Here is an 18145-nt window from a genome sequence, read left to right as displayed (position 1 = left end):
TCGCCTTCATTTATAACGATATTAAAGGAATATGAATATATGAAATCTAATAATCACAATATGAAAATATCATTTAAGGGAGAACATATCGGGGATGAACTCCGTTTAAACACGCAGGTGCTTTCGTTGAGTCTACCAAATCTACATTTGCTGGACGGATTTCGCCCGAAATCAATGAAGCGACAAACTCATTCCATTTCTGAGGCACCGCAAAAATTGAAGTCTTATGCAGCACATGAGGATTGTCATAACAAAACATCGCAATCGTTTGACGAGAACACTGAACCGAAATATGAATATCTGTCTCTTGCTCTTCCCAGCTCGCCCATTCATCAAATTCAAATCTTTGGTTCATCAGACGTTGTTGGCGCACGCTTTCTAATGCGTTCTGAATTAGTACTTTCCATTCTCCGTAATCTTTCCACTCCGACGGCAGGTGCGGGATCAGAAACTTTGCAAGAACGTCTCGATGCTCTTTTAGTCGAGGCCAGCGCTCTGTTATCTGATTTTCTGTACAAGCCAAAATCACGTCGCAAGCAATAAGTAACTCTTGAGCTGATGCGAGACAAAATCTGTTGGCAGTAATGTCATATCCACTCTGGGCTGTGACATTTTCGATATAGCGTTTTTTGTTAACTACCGCTATTTCCTTTTGAGACATCAATACCTCCCTAATCCTTGCAGCGAGAGCATTAATATACCATGCGCTTTTCACCTGATCATTGCGAAACCAGACCAAGCTTTGAATGGGCTTACCCATGGAATGCTCCGCGCCCTCCAGTTGAACCACACTTGAGGCCGAAACCGCTTACCCGTGATGAATACGATCAGGGGCAAGCTGTTTTAATCAGAGTAAAAAACCTCTCTACCGACCTGCGGGAAATTTTCACAGGTCGTCATGCGTATCTGCTGAAAACCCAGGGTATCCACGCTGCCAATAAATATCTGGTGTATACCCTTGGTCGCAGCATCCTTCCCCGCGTCGAAGCGGTCAATGCCGCTCATGCGATGAATGTTAAAGCTTCCATGAAATTCATGTCTGAGGCAGACACTTATCACAGCCTGCCGAGCATGAGCGATAAACCGCTGCGGCGGTTCGCGCAGGGCATTGCCGGACAACTCAAAGAAATCTATGAAGACCGTTGTGATCAGCTGCTTGCACAATACAACGGGGATAATTCGATTCTTTTTGAGAGTGATACCCAGTGCGAGCTGTACAGCGAAATCGCCGGTATGGCACAGGCTTTTAATGTCACGCCGATGTACTGGACAAGATTTTGCAAAGACAAACTGGATGCCGTTTCCGCTATCGCTGCCATGTCGCGCCTGGTAAATCCGGACTGGTGGTTACGCCAGTTCAAAGGTCAGCGCACCCGCTGGCGTGAATCTCTGCTGATCGCCATCGGCAAGGTTAACCGCGACGCTTCCCCCTATGCCAGTAAGCAGGCCATCCGTGAAGTACGTGCGCGACGCCTGTCGAATCTCGACTACCTGAAAAGCTGCGATCTGGAGAACATCGAAACCGGCGAGCGTTTCAGTCTGATCGACAAAGTGATGGCGAGTATTTCCAACCCTGAAATCCGCCGCATGGAATTAATGAGCACTATCGCCGGCACCGAAAAATATGCTGCCGCAAATGGTGACGTCGGGATGTTTCTGACCATCACAACGCCTTCCAAATATCACCCGACCCGCATGGTTGGCAAGGGCGATAAAAAGCGCGTTCAGCGCAATCACGCCTGGGACAAAGAAGCCTATACCCCGAAAGATGCGCAGCGTTATCTGTGCGGGATCTGGAGAAAAATGCGCACTGCTTTCAAAGATAGCGGCCTGTCCGTTTACGGGATGCGCGTTGTCGAGCCTCACCACGACGCGACCCCTCACTGGCACATGATGTTATTCACCAAGCCTGCCATGCGTCAGCGGGTGATCGATATCATGCGAAAATACGCCATGAAAGAAGACGGTGACGAACGCGGTGCAGCTAAAAACCGCTTTGACTGTAAGCACCTGAACAGAGGAGGTGCTGCTGGCTACATCGCTAAATACATCGCGAAGAACATCGACGGTTACGCACTGGAAGGCGAGCGCGACCACGAAACCGGCGAGCTGCTGACAGATTCCGCTGCCGCTGTTACGGCCTGGGCTGCTACCTGGCGGATCCCTCAATTTCATCCTATCGGCCTGCCTACCATGGGTTCATACCGTGAGTGCCGCCGCATCCGATCCATTAGTCTGACTGAAACCTTTGACGAAGAAGTTGAAGCCGTCCGCGCTGCTGCTGATGCCGGTGATTTTATGGCGTACATGTCAGCCCAGGGAGGCGCTAATGTGCCTCGCGACGATCAGACTGTGCGTGTAGCCCGCCGCGTTGCTAACGATCTGAACGCATACGATGAGGAAGTGAAAAAGGTTGTGGGTATTTTTGCGCCTCACCTTGGCGACTCCCATGTTTATGAAACCCGTACAACTCAATGGCGCATCGTTTCTTCTGCCGTTGACGTTGAGGTTTTGACCTCAAAAAGCGCCCACGGCGCGCCTCGGAGTCCTGTCAATAACTGTGGGTTAGGTGGAAAGAAACAGGCTACAAATTTGCGTGATAGGCAGGCTGGGAGCTCGCCTACATCGTCTAATTCTGGCAACCTGCGAGTTATTGACTGGACAGACACAGCCGCCGTGAGGGCGATGGTGGCGCGTATAAGGGAGGAAACGCCGAGAGTCAGCAAAGCACAGCGAAGTTTTGACCCAACAAAAGGCCGTGATATTGACCCGTCGGCAAGATTGACGGGAGAAGAACGGGCGCGTTTGCCGGAAATCGAACGCGAATTGATGAAACACAACATCACGGCGGAACACTAGAAGTTCTGTCAATAATTCTACGAGAGAGCTAAATTTAGCCAAAAAACCGAGAGTTGGAAACAGAATTGACTAGGTAGACGGCGCTGACCATGACCAATTCACAGACACAGACACAGACACAGACACAGACACAGACACAGACACAGACACAGAGCGTCGCGCACTAGTGAGCATGCCGATAGGTAGAACTTTGCATCGAATAATAATAAGCTTTAGATGAAGGTTTTTTGTGGCTAGCTGAGGCCAAATACTAGATGTACATAAACAAAACCGTGTTGCATCTTTCCTCTCAATTGGATTAATATTGACTCCATCCATCTACACTAGATTAAATTGGAACATCTAAATATGGAGCAAGATGACAAGTTTAAGAGTTTTTTGAAAACAATCAGACTGCATAGGAAAGAAAATAATTGGGATGTAGTATTCAATCCTAAAATAGATTTAACCGTTTTCGAAAATGCTATTTTAACTGATATCCCTAATACTACTAAAAGTAAGAATATCGTTAATAATAAGAATATCTCCATAGAAAAGAATGATCTTCGACACGATGACGCTTCACCTGATAAAAGTCTATTTATACAGGAGGTGAAATTTGATTCCTGTGATTTCTCCGGAAACAATCTTGGAAAAAAAATAACTATAAAAAACTGCGAATTCCATCTTTGTTATTTTTCATTTAGTAGATTCAATGATGTAAATTTCGTAAATTGTAAATTCAACTCATGCTCATTTTCTCAATCTAGATTTTATAGATGTATTTTTGATGAAAATTGCAAATTCTATAACCTCTCAATATCTGGAAGCTCAACTAAATTTGAAGACACTGAAATAAATGCAATTAGTTTCTTCAAAAAAACATACGAAGCATTCAATGAAAAGCCTGAGAGTTATAAAAACCTTAATCTACCAGAAGAAGAATATAGGTTAGCGAAAAGCATAGTCAAGCTATCAAGAAATATATTGGCGTCCACCCAGTCCTGTTCAAATGATGACTTTTACTACTCGTCATTGAAAAATTTATGCTTAAAAAAAATAAATGAAAAAAAATATTACAATCTCAAAAGAATAGCAACATTAAGCTCGAATATTGAAGAAAAAAAGGTTGAATGTAAAACTACAGAGAGCAAAGAATTATGGTACATTTTAACTAGTAGTTTTAAAGTTAAATGTTTGAAAGCACGCCAGCATACATATCATATTGAAAAAATAATTGTGAAGCTCTTTGGATTTATGAATAATTGGGGTGGTAGTATTCAAAGAGTTCTTGCAATCGGTTTCGCCATACTTATGGCATATTCTGTTTTATACTTTATTATGGACAAAGGATGGGTGAACTACGCAACGGATACAGAAGGAGTCAAAATTGCACATGTGCATACAGAGAGTATTTATTTTTTCTTTTCATCATTGATAAAAAGCTTCGATATAACATTCCTTGCAGGCTACACAAAACACATATCCAACCACGATAGCTTATTCAAACAATATGTATTGCTAACTAACATGTTAATCGGTTTATTCTGGTATGCCGTTGCGATACCATCATTAATAAATAAGATAAGCGTTACCAGATTATGAATAAAATTATTAAAGATAACAAACTGGAATGCCTTGCTGTAATAGGATCTCATGCAAGAGGAGACAATGATAGTTATTCTGACGTTGATTTACTCGGCATCGTTGTTCGAGAAAGTCATCAAATGATTAATGTTAATAAAGTTAACTTAGCAATATATTCAAAATCACATCTACGTAAGATGATGCATGATGGTGAACTATTTGCGTTACATATAAAACAAGAAGGGATAGCATTAGTTAATGAAGAGTTGTTTAATGATATTTGTTCAAGCTTCAAATACAAAGACAATTACAATAAAGATAGGCGCTTAGCATTCTTAATGGGGAGTATTATTCTCAAAGAGCAGTCTACAATAAGAAATTGGCTTGTTGCAAACAAGCGTATTGCTTGGTGTGTTAGAACATACATCCTATCGTTAATGGCTGAGAATGGGAACATTTCCTTTGCAAAGCCTGATATTGCTTTTCATGGTCATAGTGTTCATAAAAATATTTCATACCAAGACTTCCTGCAACTAATAAACCCAAGAGAAAATAGCGGTTGCTCTTTAGTTAACTTACAGTTATTACGTATTTTTTTGAGTGAGATCCAATATTGCAAGCCTTCACATCGGGAATCTGAATATCTGGTTAACAGTGAAGGAATACTTAAAAATACCGTAGCTCAGTTAATGTATGAGTCCTATACGTGACAATTAAACTACAGGGATATTTCATTGTTATCACTTGATGAAAGATTTATACAAGTCCATACATAGGTGTTGAAACATCCTAAAGCATTCTGATTATATAATTCAGGAGTTAATGACTAAACACTTTGAATAATGATATTTATCTACTAAGTAAATCCAGCGTGAACTGACGTTCGAGTCCTGTCACTAACTGTGGGTTTGAAAGAAAGAAAGCCACCTCAAATGGGAGTGATTGCCAGGCTGGAACCTACTTTATAGCGTCCAACTCCGATAACTTTCGTGATGCAGACTACACAAATACCACAGAAGTTTGGATAAAGAGTTACATGTGCAAAAAAAACTCATATTACCCTCTTTGATTTATAGAAAAAAATCATATTTAACAAACACATACATTTAAAATACAACTTACATCATTAAAAAAATTTCCAAGAATTAAATAATTAGTTAAAGTTAGAGCAATTATGCCAAAGTTTCTTTGAAGTAATCTAAGTTCTCATAAAAATATTCATGTATTTTCAAATAAAATTGGTGGTCAAATGAAATATACACAGCTCAATGACAGCCCTTATTGGGTAGCACTACAACAAAGAGAAGATCTTAAGGTACATGGTAATCTAAATTCTGCCCTCTACGCCTTAGAATTGCATGGAGAATTTGATGATATAAATCTCTTAGCTCCTGATATAATCACAGAGGGCGGAGATGATGAAAATATTGATGTATTACTTGTTGATCGTGAGGGGAGGAGAATTTATTTAATACAATCTTTCCAATCCCCTCTTTTTCGGCCGTTGGGTGCAAAGCCAACTAAAGCACAAGAGTCATCATATGCAGAAACTGCATTATTTTCGGCAGATATTGAAAAGGTGCCTCTACGCATAAGACGCCAGGTTGAAGATGCTAGGGATGCTTTAGCAAAGAGCGAAATAGATAGAATTAACATTTGGTTTTTACACAATTGCCCTGAAACTGATGAGTGCGGTAGACCTCTCCATGCGATTGGTCGCTCCGTTATAGACAAGCTAAATCATCTATATAAAGATCAGAGTATTAGGGTCGATTCAAAGCAAGTTGGTTTAGAGACTCTTGATGAATTATATAATGCACAGCATAGCCCTATCCTTATTTCAGACCAAATTAATACAGAAGATTTAGCTGGTTTTGTTGAATCGAAACCTGGCTCTTGGGTTTCATTTGTAACATCTATAAAGGGTAGTTTCCTTAAACAGTTGTACGATAGCTACGGCGAAGATAAATTATTTAGCGCTAATGTGCGTTCATATATGGGAAGTAATGGTAGAGATTTATCGATAAACAAAGAGATTCAACGCAGTGCCGTTGAAAATGCTGGGGACTTCTTCGTATACAATAATGGTATCACTGCATTAGTACATGATTTTAGATACACCCCTGTTTGCGATGGTTCCACGTTAGGAAATCTAAATACAATAACAGGCATCTCAATTGTAAACGGTGCACAGACTACTGGCAGCATCTCGAATACTGATCGTGATGTTAGCGATAATTTAAAAATCGGCATTAGATTCATTAAGGTTGAGGATGAGGATCAAATCCAAAAAATCACCCTTGCGAATAACTCGCAAAATAAAGTGTTACGTTCTGACTTCAGATCAAGTGATGCTATTCAGCGCAGACTTCGTGAAAGTTTTGTTAGCAGCAAAGATGTTTTATACACTGGTGGGCTACGTAAAACTCTTACACCAACTCAAAAAAGAATGCTTTTACCGACAGATACTGTAGCTCAAATTCTAATTGCTTTTCATTTCCATCCAACAAACGCTTATCACAATAAAAAGGACATTTGGGATGATGACACCTTATATAAAAAGGCATTCGACGACTCAATAACAAAAGGGCATATTATTTTTGTATATACTCTCAACGAGGCTATTAGTCAGATTAAAAAACACTATGCTGACTTGTATCGGCATGGTGAACTACCAGAAGTTGACAAAGTAAAACAGTTATTTTTGAGCAGACCAGGAGTTTCACTTTTAATAATAAATGCAACATCTAGTATTATTGAAATAATCATGGGAAGAGCCATCCCAAACAAATACATTGTTTCATTTAAAGATTCAATTTCTCGCTTAGAGGCGATAGAACTATGGAAAACTGTAATAACTAGAATCCTTACACGTTCTAGTGTGTTAGATCCGGCTACAGAAGGTCGGCTATCTCACCGAAAAGATATTACTGACGCGATCCAGAGATTCCAGAGCGATATGGATATGTATAGGGATGATTTCCCAACACTACTTCCAGATTTTACAAAAAATGTAACATTCTAATAAAAATTGGATGTGTTCATCACATCCAATTTATTATCTACAATTCAAATACTGATGAAATTGCAAGTTAAATTACTAGTGAGATCATAATTGGCCTTTTGCAATTTAATTTAAAAGAAGAAGAAATTAAGCCCAAAAAATTCCATTACCGATAACGGTACTCCTCCGCATGCATCACCTGCATGATTTTGCATGATCCAGAAAGGATCAAAAGACATGAGAATGCCGCTCTAGCTGGGCTTAGCGTCGCTCTGACACATGCATTAAAAACAGTGAACCAAGTCAGAAACGGGCAGGCGGGTAACATTGCGCGCGTTGAGCTTCAAGGTAATAATATTGCCCATTCATCTAAGTATTATCAACATACTAACATTGCGGTAGCAACGGATCGCCATTCACTTCAAATGCATTGAAAGAACCTGATTAATCAAATATAGGAGGAGAGGATTTAGTGAAGTCAGTTGTAATATCGCGTATCTGATGATTTAACTTTTTTCTTAGTACACTGTGCACCATTACATGCTGAGGTCATTTCAGAACAGCCAACCATATTATTATCTCAACTTACATGAGTCATCTCATTAAGTTAGACTGTCTCTTAAAAAAACATGAACATCGTAACTCTCTTCCATTGTTAAAGTCTATTTACTGGCCACTTGATAAATATGAAACATTTAAATTCCTCTTAAAGTAAACTTTATACCGTATAGAAATTTTTATTTGCAAATTGTAAACAATTGGCAAACTTGCTATCAGGTTGCTTTTAACCTTAAGATTAGGTGAGAAATTTTATTTGATTAATAAATTCAATGTGTTGTATGCTAAGCTGAAGAAATAGGATAATCAAAATCAATTATCATTGCATAACTAATTGATTTAACTATAAAATTTCAATTAGCTTTCAATATGGCATGCGCGCAAAGGAGCGCAAGAGTGATTTTTTTTGCTCTGGAGGGTTCGAATCCCTTTCGTGCCACCCATTATAAATTGGAAATATCCCATGAGTTACAAGCTGAATCAGTCATGGAAAATCCTAATCACCTTAGATGATACAACGCCTAACTATTTTTCTGAGCATAAACTCTTCGTAGCAGAGTCAGGTACTTCATTCCTGAGAAAAATAGGTGGGCGAATGGAAAATTTTGCAATAAGCCCTATTGTTCTCAGGCCCACTATTGTTTTTAATAACGCCATTTCCAAATTAAATAAAGAATTGGGAATAGTTGGAAAAAAATCACCATATAAAAAAGATAATAATATTTTAAGCTTTACTATTCATGCTTATTTTGAAAAATATATTGTACTTACAATTAACTATATTGATACAAATGTCATTAGTTTTGAGTCATTGAAGAAAATAACCAACTTAAGTTATTACCCTGAAATAAATAATTTTACATTAGCAATAGCAGGGCTTATTAAATCAGGAAACTATAAAAATTTTAGGCCACTTAAAACTTTACCAACCCTGCGTTGCACCTCGATAGAGATAATTGATGTAAATTCTACTCTTGTTGATGACTGCCGTTTAGTCGAATCCTTATCAGGCCATACGCAGCCCGTGAAAAGTATTATCGATGATGTGTTAAAGCGTAATAAAGATCATCAACTAAATGAAGCATTAACTCTCATAGACAAACAAGGTGTGATTCAACAGATACCATATAATTTCATTGGAAAAAAAGAAGCCGAGAGGAAATATAACAGCTGTTGCAATATTTTTGAACTAATGATGGTTATCAGCGCATCTATTAAAAATGAAAGCTTATCAAAAAACCATATTTATTTCAATGCAATATCAGAGCTAGTTAATTCCCCCGAAAAAGTCGTTTATAGTTTTACCGCTATAAGAACAATAGAGCAGTTTGTAAAAGATTTTCACTTACCTAGAGCTTTGCGTGAATTAAAAGAAAAATCAGATAGTATCCGTCAGGCTGAAACTGCCATTACAGACAAGAAGAAAGTCCGACTATCTCTTAAAGATGGATGGAATCAATTCTATGCATCAAAGGAGTTTTTTGGCATTATATTAGGTGCTTGTGTTGCGGGTGCAACCTCCATATTAGCAATTATTTGGAAGTTTTTCTAATCGCAAAAAATTAAGTTATAACTATTTACTTTACGTGTAAAAACAAGCTCATCAAAGCATTTAAAATGCCCGGAGTTTATTATAACTTAATATATTTATTAATTAATAGCTGACTGATCCTAATTTTGTTCCTTCTGAAATATATTTTTTGGCTTAACCATTTATTCCTATATTAACTGGTAAGAAGTAAATCTGATGACATCCTCCCCAAACCACGCATTTAACTCCTTAAACCTTTCTTGCAATGGTGTCAGTTCGTTCCGGACAAACACCTGTGACGCCTTAACCGAATCACCAAATCCACCGCTGTTCTCCGGAATAATCCCCATCATCTGCGGCGGCACGCGGTGCGCGCACAGCAAATCGTTCTGGCTGGCTTTCTTGATGTTGAAGAAATCGTCTTTGGTGGCGACTTCACTCAGCGGCAAAATCTTGATGCCGTCCGGTTTACCGTTCGGCGCGTACATGAAAAGATTCCGGAAGTTGCCCAGCCCTTTTGTGTCTCGCATCGCTTTACGCATCTGATCGATGTCCGAGCTGCTTTGTGCCGCGTCGGTCATGTAGAGAATATATCCGGCGTGCGCGCCGTTCTGGTAATACTTGCGGCGGAACAGCGTGGCTGCTTCATTCAGCCAGGCAGAATTCAGGGCGCTGAGGTATTCCGGCAGGCCGTACAGCTCCTGATTAATATCCGGCTCAATCAGATGAAACACGCTACCGGCTTCGAACTGGTGCGCGTCCTTCCACTGCTGCACAAACCAGTAAGTATCAGACTCAACGCCCCGCCGCGCATATTTGGCGGGCACCGTTTTCATCACCACGGCGTCGCCGAGCTGGTTGCGGATCACTTCCAAAAACGCATTCCCGAATACCAGGTAATCCAGGGCAAACCGGCTAAGCTCCTGCTGTGATAACAGCGGATGCGGGACATAGGTCGAGGCGAGAATGTTGCGCTTTACGTAAAGCGATGAGCTGTGATGAACCGCAGCGCGCAGCGTGCGGGCCAGTCCGTCAAAGCTGACCGGTGGCTCGTACCACTGACCGTTCCCCGTGCATTCGATGTAATCCAGGATTTCGCGGCGGTCTAACACCGGCGTAGGATCGCCAAAACTGAACGCCTCTGCGCCGCCCGTCTGCTGTGCGCTTGCTGTGACTGTGCTTTGTGTCGCCTTGCGAAATTTGCGCTTACTCATAATTAATAAAACTCCAGGATGTTAGGGCTTTGACCGCCGTTCGCGGCTGTCAGGGGCTCGTTGAGCAGTGCATGCATGATTGCCCAGGCGACATCTGCATGGCTGGCTTCCTCGCTGCGGCTGGCCTCATAGGTGGAACGGCTGCCGCTGGCGGTCATGGTTTTGCGGATCGCCATGAATGACGACGTGATGTCTTTGTGATTGGTGTCATATTCCAGGCGTCCGGACGTGATGGTGTCTTTCGCTTTCAGAACCATTTTCGTTTTGGTTTCGGGGCTGTAGCGGATTTCCATCGCGGCAGGGAAGAACTGCCGGACAAGCTGGAAAACACCCTGGCCGATGCCGGTGGCATCTACGCCGATGTATTCCACGCAGTAGCGTTTCGTTAACTCCTCAATGCTTTTAGCCTGGGCGGCAAAATCCATGCCCTTCCATTGATGGCGTTCCAGTACGCGGAATTTGCCGCCGTCCACCAGCGGCGGAGCCACCACGGCACAGCCTGCGCTGTCGCCGGTGTGCGACGGGTCGTAACCAATCCAGACGGCGCGATAGCCAAAAGGACGCACGGCGAACGGGCTGAAATCCTCCCATTCCTCCGCACTTTCCACCATGCAGCGTTGCAGCTCGGCAAACGGGAAAACGGAAGCCTGATCGTCAACAAACTCACACATGAACAGGTTGCGGAAATCCTCGCTGCTGTTTTCTTGTTTCAGCGTGTCGATGTTGAACAGGTTGCACCCACCGGCTAGCGCATCCTCAATGGTGACGATTTGTCGCCACTGTCCGTCGCCGCAAAGCTGGCCTTTCGCCAGGGCGTGATGGCTGATATCCAGCTCAATCCTGTCGTTGCGATCTTCCCGTCCCTTGTTGAACAGTTCGCCTGACCAGAACGGATACGCGCCGTGCGTCAGCGCTGACGGCGTAGAAAAGTAGGTGGTGCGCAGATGTTCCTGCGAGGCCATCCCGCTGGCGACCTTGCGCAGCTTCTGGAAGTTCGGGATCCAAAAGATTTCGTCCACGTACAGGTCGCCATTGTGGCTTTGGGCGGTGTTGGAGTTGGTGCCTAAGAAAATCAGCTTTGCCCCGTTGTTGCCGATCACAATCGGGTCCCCGGTCAGCTCGACATCGACCTGGCGGGCAAACTGAATAATGTACTCACGGAACACGTAAGCCTGGGTTTTACTGGCTGACAGGAAAATCTGGTTATGTCCTGTTGCCAGGGCGCGCAATAACGCCTCCCGTGCAAAGAAAAACGTTGCGCCAATCTGGCGGGATTTGAGGATGTCGCGGATACGGTGTTTAAGCCCCGCGTCGTACCAAACGCGCTGATACTGGAAGCACTGGGCAAGAAAAATACCCTCCAGTTTTTCCAGTGCCTCGTCGGTGAAATAGTTCTTGGTCGGCTTCTTACGATCCCCCTTATTTCTGTTGGCAATCTTCGGGTTTAAATCCACCTCATTCCCGGTTTGACCGTAACGGTTCACCCTTGCCAGGCGTTCCATCAACCGGCCTAACGCCTCCATTTCCTTGTAATCCGCATTCCCTTTGACGTCTTTGGTGGTGAGCTGAATAAGACGCGCTTCCAGGCTGGACTCCACGCGGGCAATGGGTGCGACGTTGACTGCGCCGCTACAGGCGTTTAATAAACTGCGTTCGGGCGTGGACTGGCTGCTGGAGAAGCTCGGCATCATCAAGGATGAATCGGCAGACATTGATAAAACGGCGGACAAAGCTGACCGGCGTTCGAAGCAATCCGGCGACGGGGATCCGCAAGCACACCAGCTGGACAACCCCGCGCCGGTCACGCCACCGCCTGGTGGTCTGCTGGGCGGCGGTTATGCGCCGGTGTCCGTCGGCGGCGGGCGCAGCTATATCGACCGCAGCACGCACAATTACACCATTGCCGCCGGTGCTGGTTTGGGTGCCCAGGATACCAGCCGCCAGATCCGCGCCGAGCTGGAAGCCCGTGACCGCGCCCGCGCCGCACAGCAACGTTCCCGCATGGATAACGATTAAGGAGAAAGCCGCATGATGTTAACCCTCGGGCTGTTTGTCTTTCAGTTGCAGACCGTCCCTTACCAAAGTTTGCAGCGCGATGTCGATTACCGCTGGCCGGTAAACAACCGCGTCGGCCTGCGCCCGCTGCCGCAGTTTCTAGGCGTGAATGAGGAGAAAATTACCCTGTCCGGCGTGCTGATGCCGGAAATCACCGGCGGGAAGTTGTCACTGCTGGCACTGAACCTGATGGCTGACGAAGGCAAGGCGTGGCCGCTGCTGGAAGGCAGCGGCACCATTTACGGGATGTTCGTGGTGAACAGCGTCAGCGAAACCCACACGGAACATTTTTCCAACGGTGCCGCCCGCCGGATTGAATTCACGCTGACGCTGACCCGCGTGGATGAATCCCTGGCGGCGATGTTCGGCGACATGAAAGCCCAGGCCGACGGGCTGCTGGATCAGGCTGGTGGTTTAACCGGTCAGTTAGGAGGGCTGCTGTGATTACGGATATGACTATCGGAGCCGGTGCGCAGTTTGCACCGGACTTCACGGTGACCGTCGGCGGCAAAGACATCACGCAGGACGTCAGCAACCGGCTGATTTCTCTGACGCTCACGGATAACCGCGGCTTTGAGGCTGACCAGCTCGACATCGAGCTAAGCGACACCGACGGCCTGCTGGACATGCCGCCACGCGGTGCGGTGATTAATATCGCACTCGGCTGGAAAGGCCAGGCGCTGACGAACAAGGGCGACTTTACCGTGGATGAGGTGGAGCATCGCGGAACGCCGGATACGCTGACCCTCCGCGCCCGCAGTGCGGACTATCGCGGCAGCCTGAATTCCCGCCGCGACAACTCTTATCACGACACGACGCTGGAGGCGGTGGTGTCTGCCGTCGCAGCGCGCAATAACCTCAAGCCTGCGGTTGCTGAACCTTTCAGGGGCGTGAAGGTGTCGCATATCGACCAGACGCAGGAAACCGACGCGAAGTTTATCACCCGCCTGGCGGAGCTGAACGGCGCGGTTGTTGCCATCAAGGCCGGTAATCTTCTGTTTATCAAACCAGGGGCGGCGAAGACGGCCAGCGGGAAGCCTATCCCGCAGATGACGATTGTCCGCAGCGACGGCGACGGGCACACGTTTAATATTGCTGACCGTGGGGCTTATACCGGCGTTTCGGCAAGCTGGCTGCATACCAAAGACCCGAAGCCGAAAAAGGTGAAGGTGCAGCGGAAACCGAAAGTGCAGTACCTGCGTGCCCTGCAACATCCGAAGGCGAAGAAGGTCAGCGCAAAGGTGCAGAAAACGCCAGAGGCGAAAGAAGGCGATTACCTGGCGGGCAGTGAAGACAATGTGCTTACCCTCACTACCGTCTACGCCACGCAGAAAGCGGCCATGCGTGCAGCCCAGGCGAAGTGGGACAAACTCCAGCGCGGTGTCGCGGAGTTCTCGATCTCCCTGGCTCGCGGGCGGGCCGATTTATTTCCTGAAACGCCGGTGGCGGTGTCCGGATTTAAATCCGTGATCGACGCGCAGCCCTGGATAATCAGCAAGGTGACACACAGCCTGGGCGGCAGCGGATTTGTGACGACGCTAAATCTGGAGGTATTGCTGTCGGATGTGAGTTATGAGGCGATTGGAAATGATGGGGATTAATTAAAAATACATCTCTATTATTGAGTGTAATGAGCACCGTTATCAGGAAGGTTGTGATGCTTTTAGATAAAATTAAAAAACTTGAAGACAGTCTGCACACAGTGCGAAGGCATGACCCAATCTGGCTGGACATGGTCTTACATTCTCATTTCACGGAAATAACTTATTCCGGGCACCTCGTTAACCGCGAAAAAGTTATTCAATCGCTGCTTTCAGAGACTGATGCGCCTGAAATTTTCGGTTTTAATTATTCCCTTATTGAGATCGACAGTACCCATGTAATTCTTACCTACCGTACCCAGGGAAAAGCGGGCTGTCGTCGGGCACTGCGTTCATCTCTTTGGGTTTACTCAGAAAACTACGATTGGCAGATGGTGTTTCATCAGGGGACACCGGATGGAAGCTCTGATTGAATCTGGGGTATGTAAATCATTGTAATACCAGATGTATGATAATTAAGAATGCATACAATGACTGCATCTGATTGCAAATGATTACATGGTGATTATTATGATGCACTGCCCCAAATGCCAGCACGCCGCACACGCACGTTCCAGCCGTTACCTGAGCATCAATACTAAAGAACGTTATCACCAGTGTCAGAACATTAACTGCAGTTGCACCTTCAAAACGCATGAGTCGATTGCAGACATCATTGTCGAACCTGGTACCGTTCACGCTGTGCTGTTGCATCCGGACAAAAATCAGCAGCAATCCTTCCAGATGCACTAAAGAAAAAGCCCCGAATAAACGGGGCTTCTCTTGTCGATGTGGTCAATGCGTGGACACTGAAATGAATAAATCCATTTAATTCATATATTTAACATCGTTTTCAAAGGCACAAAAATGTGCCTTTTTAAGTGCTTTTTTCTGTACCCACTGCCTTCAGAAAAAGGCAAAAGCGAATAGCCTGTTTCTATTCGTCCAGCATAACCACTTTGCCGACATACGGCAGATGACGATAGCGCTGGGCGTAGTCGATGCCGAAACCGACGACGAATTCGTCCGGGATGGCAAAACCGACGTATTCCACCTGGACTTCGACTTCACGGCGTTCTGGTTTGTCGAGCAGCGTACAAATTGCCAGTGATTTCGGGCCGCGCAGTTGCAGCAGTTCGCGCACTTTGCTCAGCGTGTTGCCGGAGTCAATGATGTCTTCGACAATCAGCACGTCTTTGCCGCGAATGTCTTCGTCGAGGTCTTTCAGGATTTTGACGTCACGGGTGGTGGACATGCCGTTGCCGTAGCTTGATGCGGTCATGAAATCGACTTCATGCGGCACATCAATAGCGCGGCACAAATCGGCCATGAACATAAAGGAACCGCGCAGCAGCCCGACCAGTACCATTTCGCTGCCGCTGTCACGGTAGTGATCGGTGATTTTACGGCCCAGTTCTTCAATTCGGGTTTTAATTTCCTGTTCGGAAATCATGACATCAACGCGATGTTTCATATAAAGACTAACCACCTGATTTAAGAATATTTATCGCCGTTTTCAGAAAGAACGGCGACCATATAGTGGAAAGGATTATATCAAAGAACCCGGCGATGAGTAACGCCGGTGTCAGCCAATACCCGCCTGGTGCAGGTCATGCAGGTTGATAGCGCCGACCAAAATGCCCTCACTGTCGACTACCGGCGCGGCGCTGATGTGCTGCTCGTGTAAGGCTTCCAGCGCTTCACCCGCCCGCCATTGTGCAGGAAGCAGATACCCTGGACGGCTCATCGCGCTTACCAGCGGATCGTTCAGGCTGTGTCCTTTCACCAGCCAGCGGCGCAAATCGCCGTCGGTGAAAACGCCCACCACATGCAGGCTGGCGTCGCAGACTGCAATCAGCCCCAGACCGGTGCGGCTCAGTTCCAGCATCGCGTCCATGACGTTTTTCTGGCTGTCGACAACCGGTAAGCGATCGCCGGTGCGCATCAGGTTATGGACGCGGTTGAGCAATCTTGCGCCCAGACTGCCGCCCGGATGTGAGCGTGCGAAATCCTCGGCGCCGAAACCACGGTGGCGCATCAGTGCCATCGCCAGTGCATCGCCCATCATCAGCGTATTCACTGCGCTGGACGTCGGTGCGAGCCCCATCGGACAGGCCTCGCGCTCAACGCTGATGTCGAGCACACAATCTGCCGCCAGCGCCAGCGGGGAATCTTTCCCGCCAGTAATGGCGATCAGGCGCGTCTGATTTTCTTTCAGCAACGGCAAAATCGTATCCAGCTCTTTTGCACGACCGGAATAGGAGATGAAAATCAGCACATCATTGCTGCCGATCATACCCAGATCGCCGTGCAGGGCTTCGGCGGGATGGACGAAGAACGCAGGCGTCCCGGTGCTGGCCAGCGATGCGGCGATTTTCTTGCCGATATGACCGGATTTCCCCATGCCGGAAACCACCGCTTTTCCGGTACAGTTCAGCAACAGGTGACACGCGCAAAGGAAGTTATCGTCGAGACGCGTAAGTAACCGTTGCGATTCTTCAATCTCAATTTCCAGCGTTTCGCGTGCAAAGTTCAGTAATGAATCATTCATCGTCTTCCCCGACTAAAATGATGCGGATCCCCAGTTTTTCGATGGCCTCACGATAGGGAGCAGTTAACCCGCTGTCCGTGATCAACGTATCGACTTTGCCCAAATTACAGACCACATTCGGGCTTTTACGGCCGAATTTTGAGGAATCCACCAGCAGGAAAATACGTTCGGCGGCATTGCACATCGCCTGGCTGACGCCGTGAACTTCGTTGAACGTGGTGACACCCCCGTTCAGATCAACGCCATCCGCGCCGATAAACAGTTTGTCGAAGTTGAATTGATCAAAAGCACTTTCCGCCAGACTGCCATGGAAAGAAGAGGATTTTTTACGGTAGGTGCCGCCCGGCATCAGAATGGTTTGATCGTTATCGAGCTCGACCAGCGCATTGACGATATGAAGGCTGTTGGTCATGACGGTGATGTTATTGAACTGGCTGAGGAAAGGCACCATCTGCATGACCGTGCTTCCTGCGTCGAAAATCAGGGAATCGCCGTCCTGAATTTCGTTAATCGCCGCGCGGGCAATGCGAAGTTTTTTACCGGTATTAATGTGTGTTTTACGGTCGATAGGCTGGTCGCCTTCTTCGCGGCTCAGCACCACGCCGCCGTAGGTGCGGATCACCGCACCTTCTTCTTCCAGCAACGTGAGGTCTTTCCGGATGGTGGTGCCGGTCGTGGCAAAATGCGCTGCCAGATCTTCCACCGCCGTCTTACCAAATTGCTGCAAATGCTCCAGTATCGCCGCCTGCCGTTGCTTAGGTTTCATCACGATTTCCGCTCAAATTTTCAGATAAATTCACTCGCCATCATTTTTTTTGAAAGATAATAGCTTTTAAAGTGAAAATATCATGATTTCGGTTCAATCGCTAATGATAGTGCGGTTTGAATATTTGGATCTTTCGGGAAGATCACACCTGTCATCAATTGTTCCCGTTTGATTCCGTTGAGGCTTGTAAATGGCTGAGGACGGGCAAAAATGGTCAGCCCGCGCAGCAGAAAACCGGCGGAGACTTTTTCTTCTTTATCGAAAGCCAGCGCCAGCACCACGCGCGGTTTGAAGCGGCCGCCCGAACGCCCGACCCCCACGGAACCGCGTAAACACAGCTCATCAAACGCGCGGTTGAAACGTTGCAACTGCCACCAACCCAAAACAATCTGAGCCGCCCAGGCCAGAATGGCGCAAACAATCAGTGCTGAAGTCGAAGTCATCGTATTCTCCTAAAAAAT

General features: G+C 46.1%; 16 protein-coding genes and 1 pseudogene. 10 read left to right on the top strand and 7 right to left on the bottom strand.

The genetic code is table 11. From position 1 onward, the window contains the following. Window positions 1-73 precede the first annotated feature (73 nt). Window positions 74-760 carry a hypothetical protein gene (locus tag ACLBVC_RS09575; RefSeq protein ID WP_410149443.1) on the bottom strand — a complete coding sequence of 229 codons (687 nt, stop codon included), beginning with the start codon at window positions 758-760 and terminating at the stop codon, window positions 74-76. Here ACLBVC_RS09575 and ACLBVC_RS09570 point away from each other — a divergent pair. The 5 genes from ACLBVC_RS09570 (at window position 703) to ACLBVC_RS09550 (ending at window position 9539) form a co-directional block, all read left to right on the top strand. Further along, window positions 703-2859: a replication endonuclease gene (locus tag ACLBVC_RS09570; protein ID WP_410149404.1), complete on the top strand. Its 2157-nt coding sequence runs from the start codon at window positions 703-705 to the stop codon at window positions 2857-2859. The two genes, ACLBVC_RS09575 and ACLBVC_RS09570, sit on opposite strands and share 58 nt — an antisense overlap. Window positions 2860-3207: 348 nt before the next feature. After that, a complete protein-coding gene (locus ACLBVC_RS09565) occupies window positions 3208-4443 on the top strand; it encodes a pentapeptide repeat-containing protein (protein ID WP_410149403.1) in 1236 nt (411 codons plus the stop codon). Beyond that, window positions 4440-5135 carry a nucleotidyltransferase domain-containing protein gene (locus ACLBVC_RS09560; RefSeq protein WP_410149402.1) on the top strand — a complete coding sequence of 232 codons (696 nt, stop codon included), beginning with the start codon at window positions 4440-4442 and terminating at the stop codon, window positions 5133-5135. The genes ACLBVC_RS09565 and ACLBVC_RS09560 overlap by 4 nt, the downstream gene beginning before the upstream one ends. A 539-nt stretch (window positions 5136-5674) precedes the next feature. Then, window positions 5675-7450 carry an AIPR family protein gene (locus ACLBVC_RS09555; protein WP_410149401.1) on the top strand — a complete coding sequence of 592 codons (1776 nt, stop codon included), beginning with the start codon at window positions 5675-5677 and terminating at the stop codon, window positions 7448-7450. A gap of 1000 nt (window positions 7451-8450) precedes the next feature. Further along, window positions 8451-9539 carry a hypothetical protein gene (locus ACLBVC_RS09550; protein ID WP_410149400.1) on the top strand — a complete coding sequence of 363 codons (1089 nt, stop codon included), beginning with the start codon at window positions 8451-8453 and terminating at the stop codon, window positions 9537-9539. A 167-nt stretch (window positions 9540-9706) separates the two neighbouring features. On the opposite strand, the gene ACLBVC_RS09545 is transcribed toward ACLBVC_RS09550, so the two are convergent. Together ACLBVC_RS09545 and ACLBVC_RS09540 are read right to left on the bottom strand one after the other, a co-directional pair. Next, complete coding sequence (locus tag ACLBVC_RS09545; RefSeq protein ID WP_410149399.1) at window positions 9707-10732, bottom strand: phage portal protein; 1026 nt, start codon at window positions 10730-10732, stop codon at window positions 9707-9709. Window positions 10733-10734: 2 nt separating this feature from the next. Continuing rightward, window positions 10735-12348: pseudogene (locus ACLBVC_RS09540) on the bottom strand (terminase large subunit domain-containing protein); the annotation flags it as partial. Here ACLBVC_RS09540 and ACLBVC_RS09535 point away from each other — a divergent pair. The 5 genes from ACLBVC_RS09535 to ACLBVC_RS09515 all read left to right on the top strand — a co-directional run bounded on the left by ACLBVC_RS09535 (window position 12338) and on the right by ACLBVC_RS09515 (window position 15120). Next, a complete protein-coding gene (locus tag ACLBVC_RS09535) occupies window positions 12338-12748 on the top strand; it encodes a hypothetical protein (protein ID WP_410149442.1) in 411 nt (136 codons plus the stop codon). The pseudogene ACLBVC_RS09540 and the gene ACLBVC_RS09535 overlap by 11 nt on opposite strands. 12 nt (window positions 12749-12760) lie before the next feature. Next, window positions 12761-13231 carry a phage tail protein gene (locus tag ACLBVC_RS09530; protein ID WP_112286890.1) on the top strand — a complete coding sequence of 157 codons (471 nt, stop codon included), beginning with the start codon at window positions 12761-12763 and terminating at the stop codon, window positions 13229-13231. Window positions 13232-13239: 8 nt separating this feature from the next. Continuing rightward, a complete protein-coding gene (locus ACLBVC_RS09525) occupies window positions 13240-14388 on the top strand; it encodes a phage late control D family protein (RefSeq protein WP_410149438.1) in 1149 nt (382 codons plus the stop codon). A gap of 56 nt (window positions 14389-14444) precedes the next feature. After that, complete coding sequence (locus ACLBVC_RS09520) at window positions 14445-14801, top strand: nuclear transport factor 2 family protein (protein ID WP_410149398.1); 357 nt, start codon at window positions 14445-14447, stop codon at window positions 14799-14801. A gap of 97 nt (window positions 14802-14898) precedes the next feature. Beyond that, the gene (locus ACLBVC_RS09515) at window positions 14899-15120 is read left to right on the top strand and encodes a DNA-binding transcriptional regulator (RefSeq protein ID WP_410149397.1); all 222 of its coding nucleotides are present in this window, start codon (window positions 14899-14901) and stop codon (window positions 15118-15120) included. A gap of 184 nt (window positions 15121-15304) precedes the next feature. Here ACLBVC_RS09515 and hpt read toward each other — a convergent pair whose 3' ends face one another. The 4 genes from hpt to gutM form a co-directional block, all read right to left on the bottom strand. Next, window positions 15305-15841: a hypoxanthine phosphoribosyltransferase gene (gene hpt, locus ACLBVC_RS09510; RefSeq protein ID WP_104923296.1), complete on the bottom strand. Its 537-nt coding sequence runs from the start codon at window positions 15839-15841 to the stop codon at window positions 15305-15307. Window positions 15842-15952: 111 nt separating this feature from the next. Next, window positions 15953-16918: an arabinose-5-phosphate isomerase GutQ gene (gene gutQ, locus ACLBVC_RS09505; RefSeq protein WP_410149396.1), complete on the bottom strand. Its 966-nt coding sequence runs from the start codon at window positions 16916-16918 to the stop codon at window positions 15953-15955. After that, window positions 16911-17684 carry a glucitol operon DNA-binding transcriptional repressor SrlR gene (srlR, locus tag ACLBVC_RS09500; protein WP_104923298.1) on the bottom strand — a complete coding sequence of 258 codons (774 nt, stop codon included), beginning with the start codon at window positions 17682-17684 and terminating at the stop codon, window positions 16911-16913. Before srlR ends, gutQ begins: the two co-directional genes overlap by 8 nt. Window positions 17685-17764: 80 nt before the next feature. Further along, window positions 17765-18127 carry a transcriptional regulator GutM gene (gutM, locus tag ACLBVC_RS09495; protein WP_410149395.1) on the bottom strand — a complete coding sequence of 121 codons (363 nt, stop codon included), beginning with the start codon at window positions 18125-18127 and terminating at the stop codon, window positions 17765-17767. Window positions 18128-18145 lie beyond the last annotated feature (18 nt).

Source organism: Rahnella selenatireducens, assembly GCF_046449555.1.
GTDB classification, from domain to species: domain Bacteria; phylum Pseudomonadota; class Gammaproteobacteria; order Enterobacterales; family Enterobacteriaceae; genus Rahnella; species Rahnella selenatireducens.
The sequence above is the reverse complement of the archived record's forward strand: the minus strand, read 5'-3'. Positions and strand labels throughout refer to the sequence as shown.

Excerpts from the sequence above, each read along its gene's own strand:
- ACLBVC_RS09570 (WP_410149404.1), top strand. The coding sequence starts at position 703 with ATGCGCTTTTCACCTGATCATTGCGAAACCAGACCAAGCTTTGAATGG.
- ACLBVC_RS09575 (WP_410149443.1), bottom strand. The coding sequence starts at position 760 with ATGGGTAAGCCCATTCAAAGCTTGGTCTGGTTTCGCAATGATCAGGTG.
- ACLBVC_RS09565 (WP_410149403.1), top strand. The coding sequence starts at position 3,208 with ATGGAGCAAGATGACAAGTTTAAGAGTTTTTTGAAAACAATCAGACTG.
- ACLBVC_RS09560 (WP_410149402.1), top strand. The coding sequence starts at position 4,440 with ATGAATAAAATTATTAAAGATAACAAACTGGAATGCCTTGCTGTAATA.
- ACLBVC_RS09555 (WP_410149401.1), top strand. The coding sequence starts at position 5,675 with ATGAAATATACACAGCTCAATGACAGCCCTTATTGGGTAGCACTACAA.
- ACLBVC_RS09550 (WP_410149400.1), top strand. The coding sequence starts at position 8,451 with ATGAGTTACAAGCTGAATCAGTCATGGAAAATCCTAATCACCTTAGAT.
- ACLBVC_RS09545 (WP_410149399.1), bottom strand. The coding sequence starts at position 10,732 with ATGAGTAAGCGCAAATTTCGCAAGGCGACACAAAGCACAGTCACAGCA.
- ACLBVC_RS09535 (WP_410149442.1), top strand. The coding sequence starts at position 12,338 with ATGGGTGCGACGTTGACTGCGCCGCTACAGGCGTTTAATAAACTGCGT.
- ACLBVC_RS09530 (WP_112286890.1), top strand. The coding sequence starts at position 12,761 with ATGATGTTAACCCTCGGGCTGTTTGTCTTTCAGTTGCAGACCGTCCCT.
- ACLBVC_RS09525 (WP_410149438.1), top strand. The coding sequence starts at position 13,240 with ATGACTATCGGAGCCGGTGCGCAGTTTGCACCGGACTTCACGGTGACC.
- ACLBVC_RS09520 (WP_410149398.1), top strand. The coding sequence starts at position 14,445 with ATGCTTTTAGATAAAATTAAAAAACTTGAAGACAGTCTGCACACAGTG.
- ACLBVC_RS09515 (WP_410149397.1), top strand. The coding sequence starts at position 14,899 with ATGATGCACTGCCCCAAATGCCAGCACGCCGCACACGCACGTTCCAGC.
- hpt (WP_104923296.1), bottom strand. The coding sequence starts at position 15,841 with ATGAAACATCGCGTTGATGTCATGATTTCCGAACAGGAAATTAAAACC.
- gutQ (WP_410149396.1), bottom strand. The coding sequence starts at position 16,918 with ATGAATGATTCATTACTGAACTTTGCACGCGAAACGCTGGAAATTGAG.
- srlR (WP_104923298.1), bottom strand. The coding sequence starts at position 17,684 with ATGAAACCTAAGCAACGGCAGGCGGCGATACTGGAGCATTTGCAGCAA.
- gutM (WP_410149395.1), bottom strand. The coding sequence starts at position 18,127 with ATGACTTCGACTTCAGCACTGATTGTTTGCGCCATTCTGGCCTGGGCG.